The organism is Rhodoferax aquaticus, assembly GCF_006974105.1.
Classification (GTDB): domain Bacteria; phylum Pseudomonadota; class Gammaproteobacteria; order Burkholderiales; family Burkholderiaceae_C; genus Allorhodoferax; species Allorhodoferax aquaticus_A.
Map to the genome: position 1 here is coordinate 1,989,311 of NZ_CP036282.1, position 25,960 is coordinate 2,015,270.

The 25,960-nt window shown below is 55.6% G+C and carries 24 protein-coding genes and 1 tRNA gene; 11 read left to right on the forward strand and 14 right to left on the reverse strand.

Annotated elements, in window-relative coordinates:
* Positions 1–31 precede the first annotated feature (31 nt).
* Genes pstB through phoR form a run of 4 tightly spaced genes read left to right on the forward strand, consistent with a single transcriptional unit; the run spans position 32 to position 3,597 of the window.
* Positions 32–811 carry a phosphate ABC transporter ATP-binding protein PstB gene (gene pstB / locus EXZ61_RS09310; RefSeq protein WP_142811179.1) on the forward strand — a complete coding sequence of 260 codons (780 nt, stop codon included), beginning with the start codon at positions 32–34 and terminating at the stop codon, positions 809–811.
* Between the two features lie 8 nt (positions 812–819).
* Positions 820–1,521, forward strand: coding sequence for a phosphate signaling complex protein PhoU (phoU, locus tag EXZ61_RS09315; RefSeq protein WP_142811181.1), 702 nt, complete (start codon positions 820–822; stop codon positions 1,519–1,521).
* Positions 1,518–2,243 (forward strand): phosphate regulon transcriptional regulator PhoB, encoded by a 726-nt coding sequence (gene phoB / locus EXZ61_RS09320; RefSeq protein ID WP_142811183.1) that lies wholly within the window; start codon positions 1,518–1,520, stop codon positions 2,241–2,243. Before phoU ends, phoB begins: the two co-directional genes overlap by 4 nt.
* Positions 2,244–2,265: 22 nt before the next feature.
* The gene (gene phoR, locus EXZ61_RS09325; protein ID WP_142811185.1) at positions 2,266–3,597 is read left to right on the forward strand and encodes a phosphate regulon sensor histidine kinase PhoR; all 1,332 of its coding nucleotides are present in this window, start codon (positions 2,266–2,268) and stop codon (positions 3,595–3,597) included.
* A gap of 199 nt (positions 3,598–3,796) precedes the next feature.
* Here phoR and EXZ61_RS09330 read toward each other — a convergent pair.
* The 12 genes from EXZ61_RS09330 to EXZ61_RS09385 form a co-directional block, all read right to left on the reverse strand.
* Positions 3,797–3,872: transfer RNA gene (locus EXZ61_RS09330), tRNA-Asn, on the reverse strand.
* 119 nt (positions 3,873–3,991) lie between these two features.
* A complete protein-coding gene (locus EXZ61_RS09335) occupies positions 3,992–5,092 on the reverse strand; it encodes an NAD(P)/FAD-dependent oxidoreductase (protein ID WP_142811187.1) in 1,101 nt (366 codons plus the stop codon).
* A gap of 15 nt (positions 5,093–5,107) precedes the next feature.
* Positions 5,108–5,437 carry a ferredoxin FdxA gene (fdxA, locus tag EXZ61_RS09340; RefSeq protein WP_142811189.1) on the reverse strand — a complete coding sequence of 110 codons (330 nt, stop codon included), beginning with the start codon at positions 5,435–5,437 and terminating at the stop codon, positions 5,108–5,110.
* A 144-nt stretch (positions 5,438–5,581) separates the two neighbouring features.
* A complete protein-coding gene (locus tag EXZ61_RS09345; protein WP_142811191.1) occupies positions 5,582–6,958 on the reverse strand; it encodes a sulfate adenylyltransferase subunit 1 in 1,377 nt (458 codons plus the stop codon).
* 129 nt (positions 6,959–7,087) lie between these two features.
* Positions 7,088–8,020, reverse strand: coding sequence for a sulfate adenylyltransferase subunit CysD (cysD, locus tag EXZ61_RS09350; protein ID WP_142811193.1), 933 nt, complete (start codon positions 8,018–8,020; stop codon positions 7,088–7,090).
* A complete protein-coding gene (locus EXZ61_RS09355; protein ID WP_425353617.1) occupies positions 8,017–8,829 on the reverse strand; it encodes a phosphoadenylyl-sulfate reductase in 813 nt (270 codons plus the stop codon). Before EXZ61_RS09355 ends, cysD begins: the two co-directional genes overlap by 4 nt.
* Positions 8,826–9,215, reverse strand: a complete 390-nt coding sequence (locus EXZ61_RS09360) for a DUF934 domain-containing protein (protein WP_142811195.1) — start codon at positions 9,213–9,215, stop codon at positions 8,826–8,828. Before EXZ61_RS09360 ends, EXZ61_RS09355 begins: the two co-directional genes overlap by 4 nt.
* 30 nt (positions 9,216–9,245) lie before the next feature.
* Positions 9,246–11,063, reverse strand: coding sequence for a nitrite/sulfite reductase (locus EXZ61_RS09365; protein ID WP_142811197.1), 1,818 nt, complete (start codon positions 11,061–11,063; stop codon positions 9,246–9,248).
* 11 nt (positions 11,064–11,074) lie between these two features.
* Positions 11,075–11,866 (reverse strand): sulfite exporter TauE/SafE family protein, encoded by a 792-nt coding sequence (locus EXZ61_RS09370; protein WP_142811199.1) that lies wholly within the window; start codon positions 11,864–11,866, stop codon positions 11,075–11,077.
* A gap of 247 nt (positions 11,867–12,113) precedes the next feature.
* The gene (locus EXZ61_RS09375; protein ID WP_142811201.1) at positions 12,114–12,959 is read right to left on the reverse strand and encodes a 2OG-Fe(II) oxygenase family protein; all 846 of its coding nucleotides are present in this window, start codon (positions 12,957–12,959) and stop codon (positions 12,114–12,116) included.
* Positions 12,960–12,962: 3 nt separating this feature from the next.
* On the reverse strand, positions 12,963–13,958 hold the full coding sequence (locus EXZ61_RS09380) for a nucleoside hydrolase (RefSeq protein WP_142811203.1): 996 nt from the start codon (positions 13,956–13,958) through the stop codon (positions 12,963–12,965).
* A gap of 23 nt (positions 13,959–13,981) precedes the next feature.
* Entirely contained in the window at positions 13,982–14,914 is a 933-nt protein-coding gene (locus tag EXZ61_RS09385; RefSeq protein ID WP_142811205.1) for a ribokinase, read from the reverse strand.
* A 74-nt stretch (positions 14,915–14,988) separates the two neighbouring features.
* Here EXZ61_RS09385 and EXZ61_RS09390 point away from each other — a divergent pair, with 74 nt between their 5' ends.
* The 6 genes from EXZ61_RS09390 (at position 14,989) to EXZ61_RS09415 (ending at position 21,885) form a co-directional block, all read left to right on the forward strand.
* The gene (locus tag EXZ61_RS09390) at positions 14,989–15,981 is read left to right on the forward strand and encodes a PfkB family carbohydrate kinase (RefSeq protein ID WP_142811206.1); all 993 of its coding nucleotides are present in this window, start codon (positions 14,989–14,991) and stop codon (positions 15,979–15,981) included.
* A 27-nt stretch (positions 15,982–16,008) separates the two neighbouring features.
* Positions 16,009–16,935, forward strand: a complete 927-nt coding sequence (locus tag EXZ61_RS09395; protein ID WP_142811208.1) for a pseudouridine-5'-phosphate glycosidase — start codon at positions 16,009–16,011, stop codon at positions 16,933–16,935.
* Between the two features lie 189 nt (positions 16,936–17,124).
* The gene (locus EXZ61_RS09400) at positions 17,125–18,096 is read left to right on the forward strand and encodes a BMP family lipoprotein (protein ID WP_425353625.1); all 972 of its coding nucleotides are present in this window, start codon (positions 17,125–17,127) and stop codon (positions 18,094–18,096) included.
* 129 nt (positions 18,097–18,225) lie between these two features.
* Entirely contained in the window at positions 18,226–19,776 is a 1,551-nt protein-coding gene (locus EXZ61_RS09405) for an ABC transporter ATP-binding protein (RefSeq protein WP_237219137.1), read from the forward strand.
* Positions 19,776–20,924 carry an ABC transporter permease gene (locus EXZ61_RS09410; protein WP_142811212.1) on the forward strand — a complete coding sequence of 383 codons (1,149 nt, stop codon included), beginning with the start codon at positions 19,776–19,778 and terminating at the stop codon, positions 20,922–20,924. Before EXZ61_RS09405 ends, EXZ61_RS09410 begins: the two co-directional genes overlap by 1 nt.
* Complete coding sequence (locus EXZ61_RS09415) at positions 20,917–21,885, forward strand: ABC transporter permease (protein WP_142811213.1); 969 nt, start codon at positions 20,917–20,919, stop codon at positions 21,883–21,885. The genes EXZ61_RS09410 and EXZ61_RS09415 overlap by 8 nt, the downstream gene beginning before the upstream one ends.
* A 65-nt stretch (positions 21,886–21,950) precedes the next feature.
* Here EXZ61_RS09415 and EXZ61_RS09420 read toward each other — a convergent pair whose 3' ends face one another.
* Positions 21,951–23,036: an FAD-dependent oxidoreductase gene (locus EXZ61_RS09420; RefSeq protein ID WP_142811216.1), complete on the reverse strand. Its 1,086-nt coding sequence runs from the start codon at positions 23,034–23,036 to the stop codon at positions 21,951–21,953.
* A gap of 591 nt (positions 23,037–23,627) precedes the next feature.
* Entirely contained in the window at positions 23,628–23,900 is a 273-nt protein-coding gene (locus tag EXZ61_RS09425) for an oxidative damage protection protein (RefSeq protein WP_142811218.1), read from the reverse strand.
* Positions 23,901–24,189: 289 nt separating this feature from the next.
* On the opposite strand from EXZ61_RS09425, the gene EXZ61_RS09430 reads away from it, so the two are divergent.
* Complete coding sequence (locus EXZ61_RS09430; RefSeq protein WP_237219138.1) at positions 24,190–25,950, forward strand: putative bifunctional diguanylate cyclase/phosphodiesterase; 1,761 nt, start codon at positions 24,190–24,192, stop codon at positions 25,948–25,950.
* Positions 25,951–25,960: the final 10 nt, after the last annotated feature.

The window sequence follows — 25,960 nt, forward strand, 5'->3', positions numbered from 1 at the left end:
TAGCACATCACATTTATCAAAGAGTTACTCCATGATCTCTACACCTACCGCGCCTGAAAAGACCAAGTTGGCAGTCAAAGACTTGAACTTCTACTATGGCAAGTTCCACGCGCTGAAGAACATCAACCTCAGCATCCCTGAGAACAAAGTCACCGCGTTCATCGGACCCTCCGGTTGTGGCAAGTCCACCTTGCTGCGCATCTTCAACCGCATGTTTGAGCTGTATCCAGAGCAGCGCGCAGTGGGCCAAGTATTGCTCGATGGTGAAGACCTGTTGACATCGAAAGAAGACGTCGCTTTGTTGCGTGCCAAAGTTGGCATGGTGTTCCAAAAGCCCACGCCGTTCCCTATGTCCATTTACGACAACATCGCTTTCGGCGTGAAGCTATTTGAGTCGCTCAATGCCAGCGATATGGAAGAGCGCGTGGAGTGGGCTTTGCGTAAATCTGCGTTGTGGACCGAAGTGAAGGATAAGCTGCACCAGAGCGGGTCTAGTCTGTCCGGTGGTCAACAGCAACGTCTGTGCATTGCGCGCGGTATTGCCATCAAGCCTGAGGTGTTGCTGTTAGATGAGCCATGCTCTGCCTTGGATCCGATTTCGACCGCTAAAGTAGAAGAGCTGATCGTCGAATTGAAAGACGACTACACCGTTGTGATCGTTACACACAATATGCAACAAGCTGCACGCTGCAGCGACTACACCGCTTACATGTATTTGGGCGACTTGGTTGAGTTTGGGTCTACGGAACAAATGTTCTTCAAACCTACGCGCAAAGAAACTGAAGATTACATCACCGGCCGTTTTGGTTAAGGATTTTTATGCCAGATAAACACTTATCGAGCCAGTTCGATAGCGAACTTACCTCAGTCTCTTCCCAAGTGATGGAGTTGGGTGGTTTGGTGGAATCTCAGATTCGCCAAGCGATCTATGCGCTGTCGCAATTCAGCGTAGAGGTCGCCAATGAAGTAACGGCCCGTGAAGCGCGTGTGAACGCAATGGAGATCGAGATTGACCGCGATCTGTCTTCCATCATTTCGCGCCGCCAACCAACAGCCCGCGATCTGCGATTGCTGATTGCCATTTCTAAGACCACCGCCAATTTGGAGCGCGTGGGCGACGAAGCTGAAAAGATCGCCCGTATGGTGCGTTCCATCATTGACAGTGGCGCACCTCGCTCTTTGCCGTCTCTTGAGTTGCGCGTAGCAGCAGACTTGGCTTCTGGATTGCTAAACAAAGCGCTAGACGCGTTTGCCCGCCTGGATGTGAGCGCAGCGGTAGCCATTCTGAAAGAGGATGACTTGATTGACAAAGAATTCGACGGCTTTGTGCGCAAACTCATCACTTACATGATGGAAGACCCGCGCATGATTTCGCCGAGTTTGGACTTGCTGTTCTTGGCCAAAGCCATTGAGCGCATTGGTGACCATGCCAAAAACATCGCTGAGTTCATCATCTATGTGGTGAAAGGCGAAGACATTCGCCACACTTCCATCGAAAAAATTGAGTCATTAGTCAAATGAGAACGATGCCCGCAGTGTTGATCGTAGAGGATGAGCCCGCTATTGCCGAGCTCATCGCTGTTAATCTGCGGCACAACGGTTTTCGCCCGACGTGGGCCATGGACAGTGCCAGCGCCCAGCGCGAGCTCGATGCATCACTGCCAGACCTGATCTTGCTCGATTGGATGCTGCCCGGCGAGAGTGGCTTGGTTTTGGCTAAGCGTTGGCGTGCACACCCCCGCACGAAGGCGATTCCATTGATCATGCTGACGGCTCGGGGTGATGAGTCTGATCGGGTGGCTGGTTTAGATGCAGGGGCAGATGACTATATTTCTAAGCCTTTCTCTACCAAAGAGTTGTTGGCGAGGGTGCGGGCCGTGCTTCGTAGGCGCGTGCCTGAGCAGGTGGGGGAGGCCATAACCATTGGGTCTTTGACCTTGGACCCATCGACGCACCGAGTGACTTTCGACGAGCAAGCTTTGAAGCTAGGTCCCACAGAATTTAAGCTTTTGCATTACCTGATGGGGCATGCCGAGCGGGTACATAGCCGGGCGCAACTGCTAGACAAGGTGTGGGGTGACCACGTGTACATTGAAGAGCGCACGGTTGATGTCCACGTGAAACGCCTTCGTGAGGCCTTGCTATTGGCCGGGCCGATGGTTGAAACCGTCCGTGGTGCGGGTTGCCGACTGACCGCAAAACCCATCACAAGCATCCCTTCCGGTGACAAGCTGCATGCATGACCCTTTGCACTGACTGAACTGCATGTATTGGCGTCTGTTTGTATTCTTTCTATTCCAAGTATTGGCCGCCATCCTGGGCTGGTTGTTTCCTGTCTTTCACAGTGAGGTGATCACCGCTGTTTGTGCAAGCTTGGTTGCCAGTTATGTTTGGTTTCTCATTGACACTCTGCGCGGGGCACGGCTGGTGCGCTGGTTGCGAAAGGATGACTTCAGCAACCCCGCCTTTGAAGCAGGGTTTTGGGGTGATGTTTCAGACCGCATCCGCAGATTGATGCGTGCGCGTGATCGGCTGGCCATAGAGAGCGAGGGGCGACTGCAAGATATTTTGGCTGCCTTGCAAGCATCGCCCAATGGCGTGGTGCTGCTGGACTCCGAATGGAGAATTGAGTGGTTCAATCAAACGGCCGCCGATCACTTCGGATTTGATGCCCGTAGAGACATGCTGCAACACTTGGGCAATTTGGTCAGAGAGCCTGTATTGGCAAGCTATTTGGCTGCCCATGATTTTTTGCATGATGTTGTGGTGCCTGGGCGCCGCAGCACGGCTTCTAACCCTATCAAGCTGTCGGTGCATATTCACTCCTATGGCGAAGGACGCAGTCTTTTGCTTTCACGAGACATCACAGCGCTCGAACAAGCTGAGGCGATGCGCCGCGATTTCGTGGCTAACGTGTCGCACGAAATCCGGACGCCGTTGACTGTTTTGGGTGGGTTTGTTGAGACTTTGCAGTCGCTGCCCCTCAATGAACAAGAGCGAGAGAAGTATCTTGCTTTGATGGCCCAGCAGGCGGATCGCATGCAGACCTTGGTCACTGACCTGCTGACACTTTCTCGGCTTGAAGGCAGCCCGTTGCCGCCGACGCAAGAGTGGGTCACGTTGTCCACTCTGCTGGAACAGTGCGAGCATGATGCACGCGCTTTATCGGGCCTGCTGTGGAAAGACCCCCAGACCATCAGTTTCGATGTAGAAGAAGGATGCCAGGTCTCTGGTACTGCGACCGAATTGCACAGTGCCTTGTCCAACTTGATCAGTAATGCGGTTCGGTACACACAAGGTGATCGCTCCATTACCGTGACCTGGAAGAGAAGGGCCGAAGGGGGTGCTCTTTTTTGCGTAGAAGATACTGGCCTTGGTATCGCACCTGAGCACATCGCGCGTCTAACAGAACGGTTCTATAGGGTTGATCGCAGCCGCTCCCGCGATACGGGTGGTACCGGACTAGGTTTGGCGATTGTCAAGCATGTGGTGCAACGCCACGGAGCTGAGCTGACCATTAGTAGCGAATTGGGCAAAGGCTCCCGTTTTGCAATTGCATTTCCTGAGCACCGCGTTCGCGACTTGATGTCTGCGTAAGCATTGAATGGCTTGGAGATCCACGTGAGGTGGGTCCTCGTGAAGTCTGGGGTCGAGGTCGCGAAAGAGTACGGCCCTTAATCACCTTTTTGCCCATTTGTTGAGTCAGCAACTTAAGCACTATGCCCTATTCAACCAACCAATGAAAAAGCCCGCTATGTTTAAGTAGCGGGCTTTCAAGTACCCTTGCGGGTTTGTTTGGCTCCTCAACCTGGGCTCGAACCAGGGACCTACGGATTAACAGTCCGGCGCTCTACCAACTGAGCTATTGAGGAATGAATCAAGACCTAAATTATAACGTCTGTTTTTGGAGTTTTTTGCTAGATGCTAAAAAAATTCAACTATTTGTTCCTTAACGCATAGCTCGGCACGCCAAAGAAAGCGCTAAGGACAATCAACTCGGAAGCACGCCAAGCACTTTATGGAGCTTGCTACTGGTCGTCGTGTATTGCAAGGCAACGGTTTTGTGAGGGAACACCTGTTGCGCTACCTCGAAGGCGGCCAGCGTCGCTTCATGGAATCCGCACAGAATCAGCTTGCGCTTGCCGGGGTAGGTATTGACGTCTCCGATCGCAAATATGCCGGGTTCACGCGTCGCAAAGGTGGCCGGGTTGACCGTAACCTGGCGGCGATCCATATCGAGGCCCCACTCTGCGATGGGTCCCAGCTTGGGAGATAGGCCTAGGTAAACTGCAAGCGTGCTGCAGATAAGCTCAGATGCAGTGCCATCCGGTAGGGCGATCGTGAGACTCGAAAGCAGGCGACCGTCGTCTTGCATTCCGGTGATTTGGCCCGCCAAAAACCTCGCTGCACCTGAATGGCAGAGCCGTCGAAACGTGTCCACCGTCTCAGGCTCGGCAGACAGGCTATCGCGTCGGTGTACCACCGTGACGGCCGGTGTATTTGGACTAGCAGCCTGTGCGTCGCAAATGGCAATGGCGGCTCGAAGTGCGGATTCGCTGTCGCCCAGGATGACCGGGTGGGGGCCGAGTTGTTGAAGGTGGTCTCGGGGTTCGTAGAACACCTGTGAGCCCTCGAAGCGATCCAAGCCTTCCACGACGAGTTTTCTGGGAACAAATGCCCCCACGCCAGCGGCGATGAGTAAAGTCTTGGTCAGAAACTGCTGGCCTTTGTCGGTGACCACTAGGAGCCTGCCGTCAGGCGCGCGGTTGACCGTTTTGACTAATTGATTGAGGTGAAAGGTCGCAGCAAACGGCGCAATTTGTTGCAGCAGTCGTTCGGTCAGCTCTCTGCCAGTGCAGACGGTCAGCGCCGGTATATCGTAAATTGGCTTGTCAGGGTAGAGCTCCATGCATTGCCCACCCGCATAGGGGAGTGCGTCAACTACATGGGTCTTGATTTCGTGTAGCCCCAACTGAAAAACTTGGAACAAGCCCACAGGGCCTGCACCAATGATCAGCGCATCGATTTCTTGGATAGAAGCTGCTGCCTCCAATGAATCGAAAATGACTGCGGAGTGCGTTAAAGACTCCATGAGAGAAAGGCCTGCTTAGCGAATCAAATGCTGCAGCTTATTGACTTGGTCTTTCCATTCCTCTGCATCGGGTAAGGGAGCCTTGCGCTTGGTAATGCTCTTCCAGCTTGAGAGCTTTGCCAACTCTGCATTGAGCGCTGTCATGTGCTGTTGGTCTTTGGGAACGTCTTCTTCTGCGTAAATTGCGTTGACAGGGCACTCAGGGATGCATACCGCACAGTCGATGCACTCATCGGGGTCGATGGTCAGAAAGTTAGGGCCTTCGCGAAAGCAATCCACGGGGCAAACATCGACGCAATCGGTGTACTTGCACTTGATGCAGGCTTCGGTGACGGTATGGGTCATTTTTAGTCTTAAACGAACAAAGTTGAGGGGGAGGGCGCTGCGACGCTAACCCTTGATTTTATTGGCATTTGGGCGCAGCAAGCTTTTGGCATTCAACAAACCCTAAAGATCGGCCCACTGCGCTTGGGCACAGTGGCTTTTCGACTAACCCAGCAGCAGAGCGCCGGACGTCTTGTGGCTGGCGGTGTCCACCAGAATCAGCGAGCCCAGCACACGGCTTTGCGCGTACGGAACGGCCGTAATCGCCTCTTGCAAAGCGAGCTCGATGTGGCCAATGGCGTTGGGCGCAATCTCGGTCGCGTCGTGCTCTTGCAGGGTGTTGATGTCCAGGCTGTGCACGATGCGCTTGACCTTGGCCTTGATCCAGCGGTGGCCATGCAAAGCCAGGTACACGCGACCAGCAATCAGGGGCTCATCGTCCATCCAGGCCACAGTAGCCTTGATCTCGCGGGTGGCTTCTGCAAAAGCACGGGGCTTGGGGGTATCCGCGAATTCGTCGTCCGGGTCTGCTGCGGGCGTCACTTGTGCCAGCAGCCAGTCGCCACGGGACACATCCACTTCGCGGTCCAGCGTGATGCCAGCGCCATGGCCTGCGGCAATGCTGCCGGGCACACGGGCGTGGTTCACCACTTGGGCCACCACGGCGGTCTGGCCGCTGGGGTGGATGCTGATGGTGTCGCCCACCTGCACGGTACCGGTAGCAACGCGGCCCCAGAACACGCGGCGGCCCTGCGAGGTGTCGGCAGAGTTGTGGAATTTTTCGACCCATTGCACCGGGAAGGCGAAGGGCACATCGGTCTCAGCCGCGGTGACAGGCAGTGTCTCCAGCAGTGCCAGCAGGCTCGGGCCTTGGTAGCCGCACCAGTCGGGTGTGGCCTCCACCACGTTGTGGCCCTTGAGGGCAGACATGGGGATGGTGGCCGTCACCGTAATGCCCGCTTGCTGGGCAAAGGCTTGCAGCGCTTCGCTGATCTTGGCAAACGCCGCGGTGGCGTCATCACCCAAGGCGTCGAGCTTGTTCACGGCAAAGATGATGCCGGGCACGCGCAGCAGGTTGACCAGCAAGCTGTGGCGGCGGGTCTGGGGCAGCAGGTCCACCAAGCCGTCCACATTCCACTTGAGTTTGGTCGCGTCGACAAGCACCACAGCGGCATGGGCGCTGCTGGCGGCAGTGACCATGTTGCGGGTGTACTGCTCGTGGCCGGGCGCATCGCCAATGATGAACTTGCGGGTGGGGGTGGCGAAGTAGCGGTAGGCCACGTCGATGGTGATGCCTTGCTCGCGTTCGGCGCTCAGACCGTCGGTAAACAGTGCTAGGTCAGCCTCGCCGCTCTTGGAGACGTTGGCCAACTGGTCTTGCAGCACCGCCTTGCTGTCCACCAGCAGGCGGCCGATCAGGGTGCTCTTGCCATCGTCCACACTGCCGCAGGTGATGAAGCGCAGGGCGGATGAGGTGTCATTTGTGCTGCTGGCGCCCGTGGAATATGCGGGAGCAGCTATTGATTTGGTAGCAGTTGTCATAAGACTTTCTAGCAGTAATGGCTAGGATTGGGTAGGTAGGGCGCTTTGCGCAGTGAGGTAAAGGAGGAGGCCGCAGGCCGGGGGACACGAACGCAGCAGAGTGCCCTGCCTGCCTGATCCGGGTTACGCCTAGAAGTACCCGTCCTTTTTTCGCTTCTCCATGGAAGCCTCCGAAGTCTTGTCGTCCATGCGGGTGGCGCCACGCTCGCTCACGTCAGCCGCCAGCGTTTCGATCACGATGTCGGCAGCATTGGCTGCCAAGCTTTCCACCGGGCAGGTGCAGGTGATGTCGCCCACGGTGCGGAAACGCACGTCGCGGCTCTCAATCGTTTCGCCTTCTTTGGCCGGGGTCAGGTCGGTGACCGGCACCAGCAAGCCTTTGCGCTCGACCACATCGCGCTTGTGGGTGTAGTACAGCGATGGCAGGGCGATCTTTTCGCGCTCGATGTACTGCCACACGTCCAGCTCAGTCCAGTTGCTGATGGGGAACACGCGGAAGTGTTCGCCGGGCTGCAGACGGGTGTTGAACAACGTCCATAGCTCAGGGCGCTGGGCTTTGGGCTGCCATTGGCCGAAGCTGTCGCGGTGAGAAAAAATGCGCTCTTTGGCGCGTGCCTTTTCCTCGTCGCGGCGGGCGCCGCCAATCAGCGCGTCAAAGCGGAACTCGTCGATGGCTTCCAGCAGCGTGACCGACTGGTGCACATTGCGGCTCTCGCCGGGGTGGGCCAGGCGCACTGTGCCGCGGGCCATGGAGTCTTCCACGCTGCGCACGATGAGCTCGGCGCCCAGTTCCTTGGCGCGGAAGTCGCGGAAGTCGGTCACTTCATGGAAGTTGTGACCGGTATCGATCATCAAGAGCGGATAGGGGATGCGGCCGACGCCAAATGCCTTCTCCGCGCACTTGAGCATCACCAGCGAGTCTTTGCCGCCCGAGAACAGCAGGGCGGGGCGCTCAAACGCAGCTGCCACCTCACGCAAAATGAAGATGGTTTCCTCTTCCAGCGCGTCGAGGTGCAGGTTGGAGAGGCGGTCGAAATGGGTGGGTTCAGTCATGGCGTTCATGCTTTGGCTTCTTCATGTTTTACGTGCAGGCCGCACTCTTTGGCAGCTTCGTCCTCCCACCACCAGCGGCCGGAGCGGAAGTCCTCACCCAGGCTGATGGCGCGGGTGCAAGGCTCGCAGCCGATGCTGGGGAAGAACTGGTCGTGCAGGGGGTTGTAGTCCAGCTTGTTGGTTTGGATGTAGTGCCAGACATCACCCCAGGTCCAGTTGGCCAGAGGGTTGATCTTGATGCGGGGCTCAGAGCTGTCCACCAAGGGCACATCGGCGCGCGCGCCCGACTGCTCGCGGCGCAGGCCGGTGATCCAGGCGTCTTTGCCCTTGAGGGCGCGCTCCAGCGGTTCCATCTTGCGGATGCCGCAGCAGGCTTTGCGCAGGGCGATGCTCTTGTACATCGCGTCCTTGCCTTCGCGGTCCACAAATTGGATCACCGATTCACTCACCGGCTGGTACACGGTTACCGCAGCGCGGCTGGACGCCTTGAAGCGCTCCAGCAGGTCCAAGGTTTCCTTGTGCAGGGCACCGGTTTCCAGCACGAAGATGCCGATGTCCAGCTTCAGGCTGTTGATCAAGTGGCTGATCACCACGTCCTCTGCGCCCAGGCTGGACGCTTGGGTGACGGTGGCCACTCCTTTGCCGTTCTCGCCATCCACACCCGCATATTGGGCTGCTGCCTGGGCCAGCACGCCTTGGGCTTCGGCGAGCTTGATGATGTATTCGCCGCTGGCTTCGGCGTTACGGGCCATGGCGCTGCCCGCAGGCTGCACTTGCACCGCAAAGCGGTTGCCTAAAGAGGAGGTTTCCGCACTCATACCGCTTCCCCTTCACGGGCAAAGTGCGGCTTGACGGTGACTGCATCGCCTTGGTAGAAGCCGCGGTAGCGGTCGAACTGGCGCTGTGCAAAGTCGATATTCTGGTCAGCGCGCAGCACGGCCACGTCAAAACCGGTGCGTTCCATTTGCACCAGTTGGTCGATCAGCACGTCGCCGGTGGCGCGCAGTTCGCCGGTGAAGCCCAAGCGGCGGCGCAGCAAAAAGGCCTGGCTGTATGCGCGGCCGTCGGTGAACTTGGGAAAGCTCAGGTCGATGCGGGTCACGCCTGCGAGGTCCAGCGCGCGGGGGTCTTCGGTGTTCGCCAGTTCAATGACTTTCTGGTCCTCAGCGCCCGTGGAATGTGCGGAAGCAGCTATCAATTTCATAGTTTTTTCTTTCTTTCAGCGTGCGGGGCTTCAGGCTTCTTGGGCGTCTTTGGCGTAGCCATCTTTCTTGGGCAGGGCGTGCAATTCTTCGTGCTTGTCGGCCAGGCGGGCGCTGTTGGCAGCCGCCTTGAAGGGGTCCATGCCCACGCGCTTGAAACAGTCGATAAAGGTCTCGCTGCCCACGCGCTGCTGGCGGAAGGTCTCGAGCACGGCCTCAATCACGCCGGGCACCTCTAACGCACCGAAGGAGGGGCCCACGACCTTGCCGGGGACTGCGTCACCACTCAGTGCCGAGCCGTCCGAGCCGCCCAGGGACACCTGGTACCACTCCTTGCCGTCTTTATCCACGCCCAAGATGCCAATGTGGCCGCTGTGGTGGTGGCCGCAGGAGTTGATGCAACCGCTGATATGCAGGTCGATCTCGCCCAAGTCATGCAGCTCGTCCATGTCCTGGTAGCGCTCGGTGATCTGGGCGGCAATCGGGATGGAGCGGGCATTGGCCAGTGCACAGAAATCGCCGCCGGGGCAGGCGATCATGTCGGTCAGCAGGCGCACATTAGAGCGGGCCAAGCCAGCGTGGCTGGCGGCCACCCAGAGGGCGGGCAGGTCCTCAAACCGCACCCAAGGTAGCAGCAGGTTCTGGTCGTGGGTGACGCGGGTTTCACCGGCAGAGAACTCGTCGGCCAGGGCGGCTGCGGTATCGAGCTGGTCGGCATCCGCGTCTCCCGGGGCTTGACCCAGACGCTTGTACGACAGGGTGACGGCACGCAGAGCCGGGTTCTTGTGTGGGGCCACGTTCTGCTGCAGCCAACGGTCGTAGTCCTTTTGACGCTCAGCAGGGATTGCTACAGTTTTAGTAGCTGCCGGCGCACGTTCGGTGAGCGCTGGGGGCACAAAACATGCTGTAACGCGGTCCAACTCCGCCTGGCTGATGGTGTGCGGGGCACCGTCGCGGGTGATGATTTGCTCGTACTCGGCCTCCACCTCGTCGATGTAGCGCTGGCCTTCGGCCTTCACCAGAATCTTGATACGTGCCTTGTACAGGTTGTCGCGGCGGCCCCAGCGGTTGTACACGCGCACTACCGCCTCTAGGTAATTCATGATCTGGTTCCAGGGCAGGAAGGCGCGGATCTCGGTGCTGATCACCGGGGTGCGGCCCATGCCGCCGCCCACAAACACGCGAAAGCCTAGCTCGCCGGCATCGTTCTTAATCAGGTGCAGGCCCACGTCGTGCCAACGCACCGCAGCGCGGTCTTCGGTAGCGCCGGTGATGGCGATCTTGAACTTGCGGGGCAGAAAGGCGAACTCAGGGTGCAGCGTGCTCCACTGGCGCATGATTTCGGCAAATGGGCGGGGGTCGGCAATCTCATCCACCGCCACACCGGCCAGCTCGTCACTGGTGATGTTGCGGATGCAGTTACCGCTGGTCTGGATGCCGTGCATGTTCACGGTGGCGAGCAGGTCCATCACGTCGGCGCTCTTTGCCAGCGGAATCCAGTTGAACTGCACGTTTTGGCGGGTGGTGAAGTGGCCGTAGCCCACGGGTAGGTGGGTGGTGCCCCAGGTGGCTTGGGTGCCGATGGCCTTGTCAAACACCTCTTTGCTGGGGTGGTCGTATTCGCGGGCAATGCGGGCCAGCACGCGGAGCTGTGCGCTGGAGAGCTCGCCGTAGGGCACGGCCACGCGCAGCATGGGTGCGTAGCGCTGGATGTACCAGCCGTTTTGCAAGCGCAGAGGGCGGAACTCATCGTCGCTCAGGGTGCCGGCTTGGTTGCGCTCCAGTTGGTCGCGATGCTGGGCCGCGCGGGCGCGGATGAACTGGCGGTCAAATTCGGTGTACTGGTACATGGTTCAGTGGTTCAGATAGCAAGTAATTTCAGACCGGCGTAGGCCAGTAGGAGCGAAAGCAGCGAGCGAATGACGCGCTCTGGGGTTTTGAACATCAAATGGGAGCCTATCCAAATTCCGGGGATAGAACCCGCCAACAACTTGGCCAGCATAGACCAATCGACGGTACCTAACGATGCGTGGCCCATGCCTGCCACTAGCGTTAAAGGCACGGCATAGGCGATGTCCGCCGCAACGATGCGGGGTAGCGGTAGCAATGGGTAGAGCAGCATCAGCACGGTCACGCCGATTGCGCCTGCGCCCACCGATGTCAGCGTGACCAAGGTGCCGATCAAGGCACCAAACAACAATGGCAGGGTCCAGTGGCGTGGGCGAACCGCCGCTGCTTCTTCGCCGGCTGCAATGGTTTTGGGACCCGCTTTGCCACGCAGGGCCTTGTACAGCGTGGCAGCTGCGGTGAGCAGCAACGCAAAGCCCAGCGTGGTGGTCATGATGTGCTGCACGGTCTGGCTGGTGGTGCCCAGTGTGTGCAAGACGTACAGCGTGATGAGTGCGGCCGGAATGCTGCCTGCGGAAAGGTTCAGGACCACAGGCCAGTCAATATGGCCGGAGCGAGCCAGTTTAACGGTGCCGCCCATCTTGGTGAAAGCGGCAAAAAGCAAGTCGGTACCAACCGCTAGATAGGGTTTCACGCCAAAGAAAAAAATCAGGATAGGGGTCATCAAAGAGCCGCCCCCCACTCCGGTCAGACCAACTACTAAACCAACAAACAAACCCGCGAAAACGAACGCTAAATCGTGCATGGGGTGCACTGTAGAGCCTTGTCTTCAGAACTAAAACGATATTTTTGCTATGTTGGTATGCGATTTGGGAATATAGAGGAGCAGCGTGGGGCGGTGCACAGCAGATAGTGCCTATGAATAAGCCTGGCTAGCCGTTGCGCCAAGGTAGGCGGTAATGGTGGCCAAAAGTACCACATTCCCACATCCGCACTGCGCAGGCAGCTATGTTTTGCATAGCAACGGCCTGCGTAGGTCCGTGGGGGCTCTGTTAGTACTTCTTGCCGCGCAACTCTTCCATGCGCTCGTCAAAGTAGCTGCCCACGGTGTAGCGATCCGACAGCACCACTTCACGGCGTGGGTGCAGGAACAGGGGCAAGGAAATGCGCGACTTCTTGGCGCCATCACCTGTAGGGTTCAGCACGCGGTGAATGGTGCTGGGGTAGTAATGGCCCGAAGCCTCTTCCAGCATGTCGCCGATGTTGACGATGAGCAGACCAAAGTCGCAAGGCACGTCGTGCCACGCTTCATCTTTGCCCAGCACTTGCAAACCGGGCTCGGTGGCGGCAGGCAAGATGGTGAGCAAGTTGATGTCACCATGTGCTGCAGCGCGCACGGCACCAGGCTCTTCGTCGCCGCGCAAGGGTGGATAGTGCAGCACCCGCAAAAGGGTGTGGTCGCTGCCTTCGATCATTTTGGGCAAAGGCATGGAGTAACGCGCCTTCACCTCAGCGGGGGAGTTGTCTTCCACCCAACCCAAGAGTGTGGCTGCCAATGCCGCACCTTGCGCGTAGTAGCGCTGGGCAGCATCAGTCACCTCGGCTGGGTAACGGCCATTCGGGTAGATGTGATAGAACTCTTTGAGGTCCTTCTTGCTGTGGTTTTTGGCAGTTTCCGAGACGCTGGGCGAGAAGTAGCCGTCGTGAGTTTCGGAGTTGCTGGGGTACTTGTTTTTGGCATCAGTTTTGAAAAAGCCTAGCCATTCGGCGTAAATGCTTTCCACCAATGCTTGTGGCAAAGGGTGATTTTTCAGAACGCCAAAGCCTGTTTCGTGCAAGCTTTTGCAAAAGTCTTGTGGTGCCGTAGGGCTAGTGAAATCAACAATCGGCAAGTGCATGGCTTAGGCTTTCAACCAGTTGGACATGAGGGCTTTTTCAAAGACTGCCAAGCAGCCTGCAGAGTCAACCTGCATACACACTTGGGTAGACGGAATCTCAGCGCCCCAGCCTGGGTGCGGGTAGGCGATGTAGTCGCGCCGATTCATCATGGTTTGGCCTTGGGACAAACCCTCAGTGCCCACGCGCACGCGGCCATTCTCAATAGTGAACAACTCAGGGTTGACCAGGTAAATGAAGGCCAGCAAGTCATGCGCAAAACAACCGGGGTTGAGCGCTAAGTGGGCGTGCAAGCCGCTGTAGAACGTCGCATAGAACTCCACCGCGTGGTGCAGCGTGTCGGTAGCAATGTGCTTGTGGTGCTCAGCCAGTTTCTTGAAGAAGGCCAGCTCGGTGACCACTTTGTGCGTGACATCCAAGCCCACCATAGTCAGTTTCCAGCCCGCTGTGAAGACCAAGTCTGCGGCGTGGGGGTCATTCCAAATGTTGGCCTCAGCGACCGGAGACACGTTGCCTGGTTCAATCACGGTGCCGCCCATGATGATGACTTCGCGCACCAGTTCGGGCAAATTGGGCTCTAGCTTCAAGGCGGTTGCCAGGTTGCCCAAGGGGCCTACGGCCACCAGTGTGATTTCACCGGGATTCGCACGCGCCATGTCCACGATGAACTGCGCCGAGCTGCGTGGGTCCAGCTGGTTGCTGGTGGCAACGCGGCTTGGCAAGTTGCCCAAACCATCACCCCCGTGGATGAAGTCGGGCGGCGTGCCGGGTGCTTTGTACCAAGGGGTTTGTACGCCCTTAGTGACTGGGACTTCGCGATTGGCGATGGCCGTGAGGTACAGCGCATTGGTTGCTGCTTGCTCCACGGTGACGTTGCCAAACGTTGTGGTGATGCCCACCACATCGATGTCTGGATGCGCCAAGGCGAAATACAGAGCCATGGCGTCGTCAACACCCGGGTCCGTGTCGTAAATTACTTTGAATTTGGCTTGTATTGTCATAGTGGTGCCTTGTTTTGAATGGGTTAGGACAGTCCGCAGTAGGTCTTGAGTTCGGTTAGCGCTTCTGCGCTGGCAGGCGCACTGCTTGCCAGCAGTGTTGCCACTTCTTGGGCTGTAGGGATGCTCGATTGAGCCCCTAATTTGGTGCAGGCCAATGCACCAGCTGCACTGGCTTGGCGCAACGCGTCTGGCATGGCAGCTCCGTGGCTCAGCGCTGCGACCAGCGTGCCGCAGAAAGTATCACCCGCTGCGGTGGTGTCTACGGGGTCGACTGGAAATGCCGGCTGCAAGTAGATTTGTCCTAGATGGCGCGCGCAGCATCCACGGTGCCCGAGGGTGACCACTACGGTGGGGGCATCAATGCGTTCCAAGCACTGTGCAATGCTGCCTTGGTGTTGGGTAGTAGCCGCAAGCTCGCCTTCATTCAAGATCAAGATGTCTACATTGCGCAAGAGTTCTGCAGGCAGGGCTTGGGCAGGCGCTGCATTGAGGGCGACCGTTACAGATTGGGCCTTTGCAGCTTTCGCGTAGGCAGCGACAGTCTCCAATGGGGTTTCGAGTTGCATCAAAATATGGCTGAAGCCTACCAAGGCGGGCAAATGTTCGGCGCGCAAACTGTGGTTGGCGCCAGGGGCCACAGTGATTGCATTTTCTGCGTCGTCGGACACGCAGATAAACGCCGTTCCGGTGGGTTCATTGGTGCTGCGCACGGTGTGCAGGTTGACATTAGCGTCTGCGAGGGAGGCTTCGATGGGCGGCGCAAATGCGTCGTCACCCAGGGCCAACAGCATATGGGTGCTAACGTCACCAGCGCGTGCGCTCGCTACGGCTTGGTTGGCACCTTTGCCACCCGGAAATGTTTTAAAGTCGCGGCCCAGCACGGTTTCTCCCGGGCTTGGAATGTGGTTTGCGCGAACGACAAAGTCTAAATTGGCAGATCCGGCCACAAGTATCATTGAATCCTCTTTCTTGCGTTTAACCCACCATTTTGCAGCTTTTTCTGCATTTCAAAATAACGCTGTTTGTATAAATGCCAACTTCTATTCATTCGCAAGCCAAGCAGCTAGATCTAACTGGGAAAAGCAGGTCAGGGTCGCAGGCCGCCCCGTATGTGGTGGTGGTCGGCGGCGCCAATATGGACATCATTGCCAGCACCCCTGTTAGCGTAGCGGTGCACGACTCTACCCCTGGCAAAATTTCTTGCGCTCCTGGCGGGGTAGGGCGCAATATTGCGGAAAATCTGGCGCGTTTGGCTGCACCTGTGCATCTGCTCAGTGCGGTGGGCGATGACGTGTTTGGCAAGACTTTGCTGGACGCAAGTCGCCAAGCAGGGGTCAACATGGACAGTGTGTCGGTTTTGCCCGGCCACCGCACTGCGACCTATCTGTCTCTGCATGGCCCCAGCGGAGACATGGATGTGGCGGTGAATGACATGGGCATCATCGAAGCCTTGACCCCAGAGTGGCTTGGTCAGCATCATGAGTTGTTAGCCCACGCCGCTGCTGTAGTGGTGGACTGCAATTTGCCAGTGGATTGTTTAGCAAGTTTGTTGAATAGTGACATCGCAGCGCCTTTGTTTTTGGAAGCGGTATCGGTCACCAAATGCGTGCGTGCACAAGCTTGGCTCCACAAAGTGCATACCTTGAAAGCAAACGGGCTTGAGGCCGCCGCCTTGACCGGACGAGACATTCAGACCTTGGATGACGCGAAGCTGGCTGCCCTTGACTTGCATGTCCGCGGGGTCACCCACGTGGTGATTAGCTTGGGCGAGCAGGGCGTATGCTGGTGCGATGCGCAGGGGCAGCTTGGTCAACGGCCTGCCCATGCCGTTGAGGTGGTGAACACGTCTGGCGCGGGCGACGCTTTGATGGCGGGCCTGGTGAAGTCCTATTTGCTTGAATACACCCTAGGACGCAGTGTGGACTACGGTATGGCATGCGCAGAACTCACCTTGGAATGCGCCTTGGCCAACTCCCCGCAACTTTCTAGTCAAGCGGTGCAAAGCCGCTTGACGCCCCAATAACCATTAACAGTATTTTTGGAAAACACCATGAGTCACACCTCTTACCTCGACATTTCGCCGGAAGTTCAACATGCCTTGAACCATGGCTTGCCCATCGTGGCGCTGGAATCAACCATCATCTCTCATGGCATGCCGTACCCCCAAAACGTAGCCACCGCAATGCAGGTGGAGGCTGAAGTGCGTGCCCATGGGGCGGTTCCCGCAACCATTGCTATCGTGGATGGGCGCCTTAAAGCGGGGCTGAGTACAGAACACATTGAAGCGCTGGGGCGCGGCGGCCGTGATGTGGTCAAGGTAAGCCGCCGTGATATTCCGTTCATCGTGGCAGCGGGCACAACCGGCGCAACAACCGTAGCGTCTACGATGGTGATTGCTGCTATGGCTGGAATTTCAGTGTTTGCAACCGGCGGTATCGGTGGCGTGCACCGCAATGCGCAGCAAAGCTTTGACGTGTCGGCAGATTTGCAAGAGTTGGCGCAAACGCCTGTCGCAGTGGTGTGTGCAGGTGCCAAGTCGATCTTGGATTTGGGCTTGACCTTGGAATACCTAGAAACCCACGGCGTGCCGGTGGTGGGCTACCGCACCCACAAGTTGCCAGCTTTCTTCACGCAAGACAGTGCGTTCTCTGTTGATTACCGATTAGATAGCTCTCTCGAAATTGCCAAAGTCCTGCACGCCAAATGGGCGATGAACCTCAAAGGTGGCATGGTGATTGCTAATCCGATACCAGAGGAGTTTGCAATGCCCCGGGCGGTCATTGATTCAGCGATAGAGCAAGCGTTGCTTGAAGCACAGCAACAAGGCGTTGGCGGCAAAGAGTCGACACCATTTTTGCTTGCACGGGTATGCGATTTGACGGGGGGAGATAGTTTGGCCGCTAACATTCAGTTGGTGCTGAACAATGCGCGACTCGCTTGTGCCATAGCCTCAGAATTGCGACAGCTAAGTCAGTGATTGGTGATAGGGTTTATATGGGAAGGCTTATATCTACGGATAAGCCCTGATATAACCCACTTGCGGGGCAGCGTATGCTTCTGCTACGTTATCGATATCGGCGTGTCCACATGCAGTGTAGATCGATGTGAATAGTTTGTATTTGTTAGTCTTTAACCTTCTATTGAATAGAGAGAAATTATGAAAATGATGACCACAGCGCGTTTGGGACTTTTGGCTGCTGCTTTGATGGCCAGCTTCCACGCCATGGCTGAGCCAGCGGTTGTGTTTGACATGGGTGGTAAATTTGACAAGTCTTTCAACGAAGCTGCTTTCACCGGTATGGAAAAGTGGAAGAAGGAAACCGGGAAGACTTATTTGTCGTTTGAGATCACCAATGAATCTCAGCGTGAGCAAGCGATTCGTCGTATGGCTGAAAAAGGTGCGAGCCCTATCATCGGTATTGGTTTTGGCCAAGCTTCCAGCATTGAAAAAATCGCAAAAGAGTTCCCTAAGCTGAACTTTGCGATTGTCGATATGGTGGTGGATTTGCCTAATGTGCAATCTGTGGTGTTTAAAGAGCAAGAAGGCAGCTTCTTGGTAGGTGCTATGGCTGCCATGGCCAGCAAAACCGGCAAAGTGGGTTTTGTGGGCGGAATGGACATTCCTTTGATTCGCAAGTTTGAGTGCGGCTACAAGCAAGGTGCTTTGTACATCAACCCCAAGGCCGAAATGATTGGCAACATGACTGGCACAACAGGTGCAGCTTGGAACGACCCAGCACGTGGTGGTGAGTTGGCCAAAGCACAGTTCTCACAAGGCGTGGATGTTGTGTTTGCCGCAGCAGGTGGGACTGGTATTGGCGTTTACCAAGCGGCAAAAGACAATGGTAAATTGGCGATTGGTGTTGACAGCAATCAAAACCACATCCAGCCAGGCACTATGTTGACCTCTATGCTGAAGCGTGTGGATGTGGCTGTTTACAACGTCGCTAAGGCACACAAACCTGGTATGTCCGTCTTGGGCTTGAAAGAAGGCGGTGTTGATTATGCTATCGACGACAACAACGCAAAACTGGTGACTGCCGACATGAAGAAGAAGCTTGATGCGGCTAAGGCAGGCATTATTAGCGGCAAAATCAAAGTTGCCGACTTCATGGCTGACAACGCTTGCAAAATCTAAGGTAAGTGTTGCCCAAAAGCTGTCTAGGCTTGTGTAAGCAATAGGCAGCTCACATGCAATTGAGCCCGCTGTGCGTCATGTGCAGCGGGTTTTTAGCTTCTTTGAAAGTGAACCATTGAGGGGTGGACTTTGAGTTTAGAAAACACCACGTCAAAACAAGACGCCACGCTAGCCGTGCGCATGGTCGGTATCAACAAACGGTTCGGCGCGGTTGCTGCCAACGTTGACGTGAATTTGAACATCCAAAGTGGGACTGTTCATGGAATTGTTGGCGAAAACGGTGCTGGAAAAAGCACTCTCATGTCGGTGTTGTATGGGTTTTACACCTGTGACAGCGGCACGATTGATGTGTTTGGGAAACAGGTACTTATTCGTAATGCAGACGATGCGATTGCATTGGGCATAGGCATGGTCCATCAGCACTTCATGCTGGTGGATACCTTAACTGCGCTAGAGAATGTGATGCTTGGAGCTGAGCCACATTGGCTCTTGCAGAAGGCGGATGGCACCGTTCGAAGCAAGCTCGAAACTCTCATGCAAGCAACAGGCTTGCACGTCAAACTAGATTCTCTGGTGGCTGATCTACCCGTTGGTGATCGACAGCGTCTTGAGATTTTGAAGGCGCTTTACCGTGGGGCAAAGGTTCTGATCCTTGATGAGCCTACCGCGGTGCTAACACCCCAGGAAACCGAACATTTGTTTGGAGTGTTGCGGGTACTGCGAGAGCAAGGCACGACCATTTTGTTGATTACCCACAAACTCAAAGAAGTGATGCGTCTGTGTGACTCTGTCACAGTGATGCGCGGGGGTCGTGTTGTTAAAGAGCTGGCCATCGCAGATGCGTCTATTGAAGTGCTGGCTGAGTCCATGGTGGGGCGAAAGGTTCAGATGGGCCGAGTCGATGGCGATGTAAAGCAGCCGGGTGCCGAGCTACTAATCGCCAAGGGCATCACAGTGCGAGACAACTTGGGCGTAGTTCGGCTCGACAACATCGATTTGACTTTACGTGCAGGGGAAATCGTAGGTATCGCCGGTGTTTCTGGCAACGGGCAGAGTGAGTTGTTGGATGTCTTGTCAGGCTTGCTAACGCCCAAAGATGGGGCGCTGAAAGTTTGTGGTCAAAGTTTCAATGCCCAGTCTTGGCTAAATCCATTGCAAGCGCGAGAGTTGGGTCTAGCCCATGTGCCGGAAGACCGCCACGCGCGTGCGCTTGTGATGGAGTTCGCGGCTTGGGAGTCCGCCGTCTTGGGATATGACGGTCGCCGTGATTACGCTATGTTTGGTTGGATGAATCACAACGGCATGCGCAATGCAACGGCATCCATGATGGAGAAATTTGACGTCCGTCCGCGAGATACAAAACTGGGCAGCAGTAAGTTTTCCGGCGGCAACCAACAAAAACTCGTGTTGGCACGGGAGTTGGGGCAGCAACCCAAGGTCTTGCTAGTGGGTCAGCCCACGCGGGGAGTCGATATTGGGGCTATTGAGTTTATCTATTCGCAGCTCCGGCAAATGCGTGACGGGGGCTGTGCCGTGCTGGTCGTTTCTAGTGAGTTGGATGAAATTTTGGCGTTGTCAGATAGGGTGATTGTGATGAATCAAGGGCGGGTAGCGGGCGAGTTGGCCATTGCCGACTGTACGGAAACTGGCATTGGTATGTTGATGACAGGGGGGCACTGATGAATGCCGCGAACACACTGCCTAGGTGGGCAGACCTAGTGCTTCTTCCCATAGTTTGTTTGGGGGTGGCGCTGCTAGCAGCTGCGGGGGTCGTTGCATTGATTGGCCAGAATCCGATGGAAGTTATTTCTGTCTTGATTCATGGTGCTTTTGGTTCACAACGTGGACTGAGCTATACCTTGTACTACGCCACTACGTTTGTCTTTACCGGTTTAGCTGTATCGGTTGCGTACCATGGCGGCCTGTTCAATATCGGTGGTGAGGGGCAGGCAATACTGGGTGGCTTAGGCACGGGTTTGGTTGCTCTATGGCTTTCGCCAGTTCTGCCGGCCTGGCTCATGCTGCCACTGATGCTGTTGTGTGGCGCTTTGTTTGGCATGGTGTGGGCGGCCGTACCAGCATACCTTCAGGCATACAGAGGCAGTCACATCGTGATTACCACCATCATGTTCAACTTCATTGCGAGTAGCCTCTTGGTGTATTTGCTGGTTAATCATTTACGACCAGCAGGGTCGATGTCTGTGGAAAGTGCAGCATTTGCGGAGTCGGCAAAACTTCCAAGCATGCATGACGCCATGGGCTGGTTTGGCGTTACTTGGGCAGACTCACCTCTGAACATTAGTTTGGTTCTTGCCCTGATTGCATGTGTGGGGGTGTACTTGTTCTTGTGGCACACCCGGGCCGGTTATCACTTGCGCGCCGTGGGTTCAAGTCCAAGTGCTGCGGAGTATGCCGGTATACGTTCCAAGCAGCAGGTGATGGTTTCAATGGCTATTTCTGGTGCACTGGCCGGCATGGTTGGGATGAATGAAATTGCCGGCGTTAACGGGCGTCTGTTGTTGGAATTTGTTAGTGGGGCAGGCTTTACTGGCATTGCAGTGGCACTTATGGGGCGAAATCATCCCGTGGGCATCGTGCTCGCCAGCGTTTTGTTTGGTGCTTTGTTTCAAGGCGGGGCAGAGGTTGCTTTTGATGTGCCCGGTTTTAGCCGAGACATGGTAGTGATGGTGCAAGGGTTTATCGTTTTGTTTTCAGGTGCCATGGTGTATGTCATTGCGCCTATCTTGGCGTGGGTGTTATCAATGATCATGCGACTTTTGCCAAAAGGCTCTGCGAAGGCAGCAAACACGGGAGCCAGCCATGGATGATGCATTGATTGGTGCCTTGTTGGCATCCACCCTTCGAGTTTCCACACCCCTTATCTTGTGCGCCTTGGCTGGACTTTTGTCCGAGCGTTCAGGGGTTGTTGACCTCGGGTTGGAGGGCAAAATGTTGTTTGCTGCTTTTGCGGCCGGTGCAGCAGGTGCCGTTTACCAATCTACCTATGTCGCTGTCCTTTGCGCAATGGGTATTGCTATTTCTTTGTCTTGGATGCACGGATTGGCCTGCGTGAGTCATAAAGGTGATCAGGTGATCTCAGGTGTGGCTATTAACATCATCGCAGCCGGGCTGACCATGGTGTTAGGTATCGCTTGGTTTTCGCAAGGCGGGCAGACGCCGCCAGTGGCCACTTCGGTGCGCATTCAGCCGCTCTTCCCGTCTGCTGTAGAGGGTATGAAAGACATTCCCTATGTAGGGGCCATCTTGGGTAACGGACTTTTGAGCCACAACTTGCTCGTCTACCTTGCGTTGGCACTTGTTCCTGCTGTGTGGTGGCTCATGTACCGCACACGGTTTGGCTTGAGGTTGCGAGCGGTTGGAGAAAATCCGCAAATGGTCGATGCAGCTGGCGTTTCTGTGACTAGGCTTCGCTACACGGCGTTGACATTGAATGGGATGCTGTGTGGGTTAGCAGGTAGCTACTTGGTGCTGGCACAAAGCGCTAATTTTTCAGCCAACATGACGGCTGGCCGGGGATTCATGGCCTTGGCCGCACTGATTTTTGGGCGCTGGAATCCAAAGGGGGCACTTTGGGCCTGTCTGCTTTTTGGTTTTTTGGATGCGGCAGCAATCCGAATGCAAGGAGTTCATTTGCCCATGTTTGGTGAGGTTCCGGTGCAGGTGATTCAGGCCTTACCTTACGTAATGACGGTGGTTCTGCTTGCAGGATTTATTGGCAAGGCCGTAGCGCCTCAAGCATTGGGCAGGCCTTACTCAAAAGAGCGCTGAATCGCGGATGAATGTCAAGTGAGTTGCGGTATGGACCTTACTTGGCATTCGGGTGGTTTTGTGGCCTATGTCACACGCGCAACATCAAGGCTTTTGGCCAGTCTGGTTTCGACTGGCCACGGTTCCCCCCCAATGCGGGCCACCAATAGTTCTGCACACAAAGCGGAAAGGCTAAGTCCTCTAGATCCCATGCCAATCGAACACCAAATGCCAGGCAAGCGAACAGGGTCTACGGGACCCACCAAGGGGAGTCGATCGGGAGTGACACAGCGCGCATTTGACCAATGTTTCGTCTGCTTTTGGTCAAAATTCTGTTTCAAGTAGGTAGCAATAGTGGGTAGCAAAGCAAAAAGCCGCTCATAGTTCGCCCAATGCTGCATTTGAATGTCGTTTGCCTGCAGCGAATCCGTGATGTATGTAGCGCCAGTAAACCACTGCGGTCCATCACCTGTTGGTATGTTTGGTATATAGCTTCCATTCCCGTTCACCGGGTGATTGGGCTGCGGAGCCATCGTTCCGGAACCTAGGTAGACGCCATGCGAAACAGTCCCGTAAATGGTTTGCAACGCAGGGCGGAATACTTCACCCGTGTCGTGTGCGAGGCTTGCTTGTACTAACGGGCCGAAGCCGGCTGCATTGGCTAGTACTACATGATCGGCGTTCCCCATAATGCTTCCAATTGAATCCATTAGGTTCCAGCTGTCAGTTGTTTTTTCTAAACGAACTATCAGTGAGTTCCCCACAAAGGTTATGTTCTCATGTGAGAGTAAGGCGTTGACAAGTTGGGCGGGTTTGATCCAAGCGCCTGTTGCGTGCCAATGGTTGTTCTTTGCAATGAGCCTGAGCTCTGGATCACGCGCGAGTTCTAGTATTCCAGAGGTATGCCAATCGAGTCCTTCCTGCAAGTAGTGCTTAGCTAGCGCAAGCAACAAACGCGTGCCGGAGCGAGATAGCTGTGACTGAGGATCATCGTCCTTGCTGTGGTGAGGTGCCACCAAGCCAACCGGTAGTCCGGATGCGCCCATTGCCGGATGGCTGTGTTCATCGTAAACACGAACTTGCCAACCCCGCAGGGCTAAGGCGTGAGCGATAGTGGAACCTGCTAAGCCGCCTCCAATCACAGCACAGCTTGAGACTGTGGGGGCGTTCATGGAGTCTCCCTTGCGAGAGCTAACGATAGGCCACTCGGGTTGGTACTCCACACCGCTTGGAGCAGGTTTGAAGCCCGCTGCCTTCCATGCCTTGAGGTCTAGATTAGCCTGCTTGTGGATAGATATGCGCGTGCCTCTACGACTCCGTCGAGACAGCAGTTTGTAACTCCAGGGGTCCAGCGGGGCTTGGGCCGCATAGATAGTGTTAGCGGAAAAGGTTGAGTTGCGGAGGACGGTATTGATAGGGCCAACACAAAGGGTTAATGACAGCTGCCCTGCTGAAAGTGCAACCCTATGGAAGGTTGAGCGGCCACTGAAGTCAATAGCATTCAGAGCGGTCGCAAGATCTTGTGCATCCTCCGAAGCATCTGCAGCAAGTGTGAGATCACTAACGCATCCGCAGATCCCTACATAGTGGAGCACTGTTGACCGATGAGGGTCATGGCGCCACGTCCGCCATGTTTCCAGGAAGCTAGTACCCGAGCCGAAGACTAGATCCAGTACGGTCCATGCCGGTGCTGAGTGCCAAGCTGCAGGGAGTCCGCACGCAGCCAGGGCATCTGCCGAAGGGAGTGGCACAGATCGACAAACTTAGGCACTTGGAGGTACGTAACCTTGCGCTGCATCGGCACCGTCACCAAAGAAGTGGTTCTCCATTTGCCGTGCCAAGTACTGCCGCGCGCGGGCATCTGCTAAGTTGAGTCGGTTTTCATTGACCAACATGGTCTGGTGTTTGAGCCAAGCAGCCCAAGCCTCTTTGCTTACACCTTCCCAAATGCGTTTGCCCAACTCCCCTGGATAGGGAGGAAAATCTAGCCCTTCCAATTCTTTTCCTAACTTGATGCAGTTAACAGTACGAGCCATAAATACCTTGCCTTATTAAAACAGTGAAGATTATTGATGGGCTGAATCTTATTCGGTTTAGTGGCTCCTGTTGTGTCTTGGTAGGCAGACGCGCTTAGTGGGGCTAGGTGTGCATTGGTCATTGAACGTAGTCCTATGGCCCTAGGGTACCTGGTTGCGTATGGGCATGGCATTGAGGAGGTGTACTGGAACTAACAGAAGTATTTTTTTGAACTAAGGGCTTGATTTCGGACATTTTTTGTTGCTGTTGGTGCACAATGTTTCGATGATTAACGAGAAGGTGTTGAGCATGCCAACTGACGCAGATACCCTTCATTTTCTGGATGACGAGAGTGAAGGCCAGTTTGCTAAAGAATTGTTTTGGCGGCTGATGGTTGTCGACGATGAACCAGACGTTCATCGGGCAACAACTTTTGCGTTAGCTGGTATCAAAATACTGGGTCGGTCGCTGCAATTCTTGCATGCCTATTCTGCGGCTGAAGCTACGCAGCTGTTGCGCACTGAACCTGATGTTGCAGTGGTGCTTTTGGATGTCGTTATGGAGCGTGAAGACGCAGGCTTGGCGCTCGTCAAGACCATACGCCATGACTTCAAATTGACAGAGTTGCGAATCATTCTGCGTACCGGTCAGCCTGGCTATGCGCCTGAGATTGAGACTATTCACGACTTCGACATCAATGACTACAAAACCAAGTCTGAACTTACGCGGACAAAGTTGTACGCCACGGTAACTGCTGCGCTGCGGGCTTACGATCAAATTCGCAAGCTTGACGAGTTGGCGTTTTACGACCGTTTGTCTCAATTGCCCAATCGAAATAAATTTCTTGATTTGAGTGATGAGCGGTTGGCATCTGGTCGCCATTCCGCTGAGGTTATCGCGATTCTGGATATTGACGACTTTTCTGAAATTAACGATGCGCTAGGGCACCAGCAGGGTGATCGGCTGTTGCAAGCAGTAGCAGACCGACTGAAGCAAAAATTAGGGTCAGAGGTTATTTTGGCCCGAATTGGCGGCGATACCTTTGGCTTGATGGGAACTGCTGCCGAACTAGAGCCCGCCCGGGTTTTGTCTCTGTTTAGAGATCCGTTTCTAGTCAACGAAGACTCTATGGTGGTCACAGCCACAATGGGGCTGACAAAGGCGCTTGGTGGTGGTGTTACTGGGCGTGATGCCATTAAAGATGCGAACATTGCACTCAAGCGCGCAAAGAAAAGCCGGCGCGGTAGCTTTGTGATGTATTCGACTGAAATGGGGTCTGACATTCGCGAACGGGTGCGACTGCTGCAAAACTTGCGTAGCGCCGTCGAAAGCGAGCGGCTCTTTGTGGTGTATCAACCGCAAGTCAACTTGGCATCTGGAGCCGTAGTCGGGGTGGAGGCCCTTATTCGATGGCGCAAGGAAGATGGGTCTTTCGTTGCGCCGGATCGGTTTATCCCCCTGGCCGAAGCCTCAGGCATGATTGTCGCCATCGGCGACTGGGTCCTGCGTATGGCCTGCCGTGAGCTGGTCCGCTTTCAAGCATTGGGATTGCCCACTCTGCGGATGTCGGTTAATGTTTCACAGATTCAATTCAGACATCCTGATTTCCTCGAAAAACTCAACGCCGCGTTGTTAGATACAGGTATCAACCCTAGGTACTTGGAGCTTGAAATCACCGAGTCGGTGGCCATGGAAGACGCAGATTTCATGCTCGAAACTTTGCACATGGTGCGAGAGTTGGGCATCTCCATTGCCATTGATGATTTTGGTACCGGCTACTCGTCGCTAAGTCAATTGCGTCAGTTGCCGATAGATCGTTTGAAGATTGATCGCGCTTTCGTGGGTGAGCTCAGCCAACAAGTGTCGGGGGGGCATATCGCGGCGATGGTGATTGAATTGGGGCGCAATCTCAAGCTGACTGTCATCGCCGAAGGCATTGAAGATGAGGGGCAGGCGCAGAGTCTGCTCGGACTAGGCTGCCATGAGGGGCAAGGTTACTTGTATGCAAAACCGTTGCTTCCGGCTCAGTTCACAGAGTGGTATCAAGCGAGGGTAGCGAACCCCGGTTAAAGGGCGCACC

Coding starts and splice junctions, on each gene's coding strand:
- pstB (WP_142811179.1), top strand. CDS start 32: ATGATCTCTACACCTACCGCGCCTGAAAAGACCAAGTTGGCAGTCAAA.
- phoU (WP_142811181.1), top strand. CDS start 820: ATGCCAGATAAACACTTATCGAGCCAGTTCGATAGCGAACTTACCTCA.
- phoB (WP_142811183.1), top strand. CDS start 1,518: ATGAGAACGATGCCCGCAGTGTTGATCGTAGAGGATGAGCCCGCTATT.
- phoR (WP_142811185.1), top strand. CDS start 2,266: ATGTATTGGCGTCTGTTTGTATTCTTTCTATTCCAAGTATTGGCCGCC.
- EXZ61_RS09335 (WP_142811187.1), bottom strand. CDS start 5,092: ATGGAGTCTTTAACGCACTCCGCAGTCATTTTCGATTCATTGGAGGCA.
- fdxA (WP_142811189.1), bottom strand. CDS start 5,437: ATGACCCATACCGTCACCGAAGCCTGCATCAAGTGCAAGTACACCGAT.
- EXZ61_RS09345 (WP_142811191.1), bottom strand. CDS start 6,958: ATGACAACTGCTACCAAATCAATAGCTGCTCCCGCATATTCCACGGGC.
- cysD (WP_142811193.1), bottom strand. CDS start 8,020: ATGAACGCCATGACTGAACCCACCCATTTCGACCGCCTCTCCAACCTG.
- EXZ61_RS09355 (WP_425353617.1), bottom strand. CDS start 8,829: ATGAGTGCGGAAACCTCCTCTTTAGGCAACCGCTTTGCGGTGCAAGTG.
- EXZ61_RS09360 (WP_142811195.1), bottom strand. CDS start 9,215: ATGAAATTGATAGCTGCTTCCGCACATTCCACGGGCGCTGAGGACCAG.
- EXZ61_RS09365 (WP_142811197.1), bottom strand. CDS start 11,063: ATGTACCAGTACACCGAATTTGACCGCCAGTTCATCCGCGCCCGCGCG.
- EXZ61_RS09370 (WP_142811199.1), bottom strand. CDS start 11,866: ATGCACGATTTAGCGTTCGTTTTCGCGGGTTTGTTTGTTGGTTTAGTA.
- EXZ61_RS09375 (WP_142811201.1), bottom strand. CDS start 12,959: ATGCACTTGCCGATTGTTGATTTCACTAGCCCTACGGCACCACAAGAC.
- EXZ61_RS09380 (WP_142811203.1), bottom strand. CDS start 13,958: ATGACAATACAAGCCAAATTCAAAGTAATTTACGACACGGACCCGGGT.
- EXZ61_RS09385 (WP_142811205.1), bottom strand. CDS start 14,914: ATGATACTTGTGGCCGGATCTGCCAATTTAGACTTTGTCGTTCGCGCA.
- EXZ61_RS09390 (WP_142811206.1), top strand. CDS start 14,989: ATGCCAACTTCTATTCATTCGCAAGCCAAGCAGCTAGATCTAACTGGG.
- EXZ61_RS09395 (WP_142811208.1), top strand. CDS start 16,009: ATGAGTCACACCTCTTACCTCGACATTTCGCCGGAAGTTCAACATGCC.
- EXZ61_RS09400 (WP_425353625.1), top strand. CDS start 17,125: ATGACCACAGCGCGTTTGGGACTTTTGGCTGCTGCTTTGATGGCCAGC.
- EXZ61_RS09410 (WP_142811212.1), top strand. CDS start 19,776: ATGAATGCCGCGAACACACTGCCTAGGTGGGCAGACCTAGTGCTTCTT.
- EXZ61_RS09415 (WP_142811213.1), top strand. CDS start 20,917: ATGGATGATGCATTGATTGGTGCCTTGTTGGCATCCACCCTTCGAGTT.
- EXZ61_RS09420 (WP_142811216.1), bottom strand. CDS start 23,036: ATGAACGCCCCCACAGTCTCAAGCTGTGCTGTGATTGGAGGCGGCTTA.
- EXZ61_RS09425 (WP_142811218.1), bottom strand. CDS start 23,900: ATGGCTCGTACTGTTAACTGCATCAAGTTAGGAAAAGAATTGGAAGGG.
- EXZ61_RS09430 (WP_237219138.1), top strand. CDS start 24,190: ATGCCAACTGACGCAGATACCCTTCATTTTCTGGATGACGAGAGTGAA.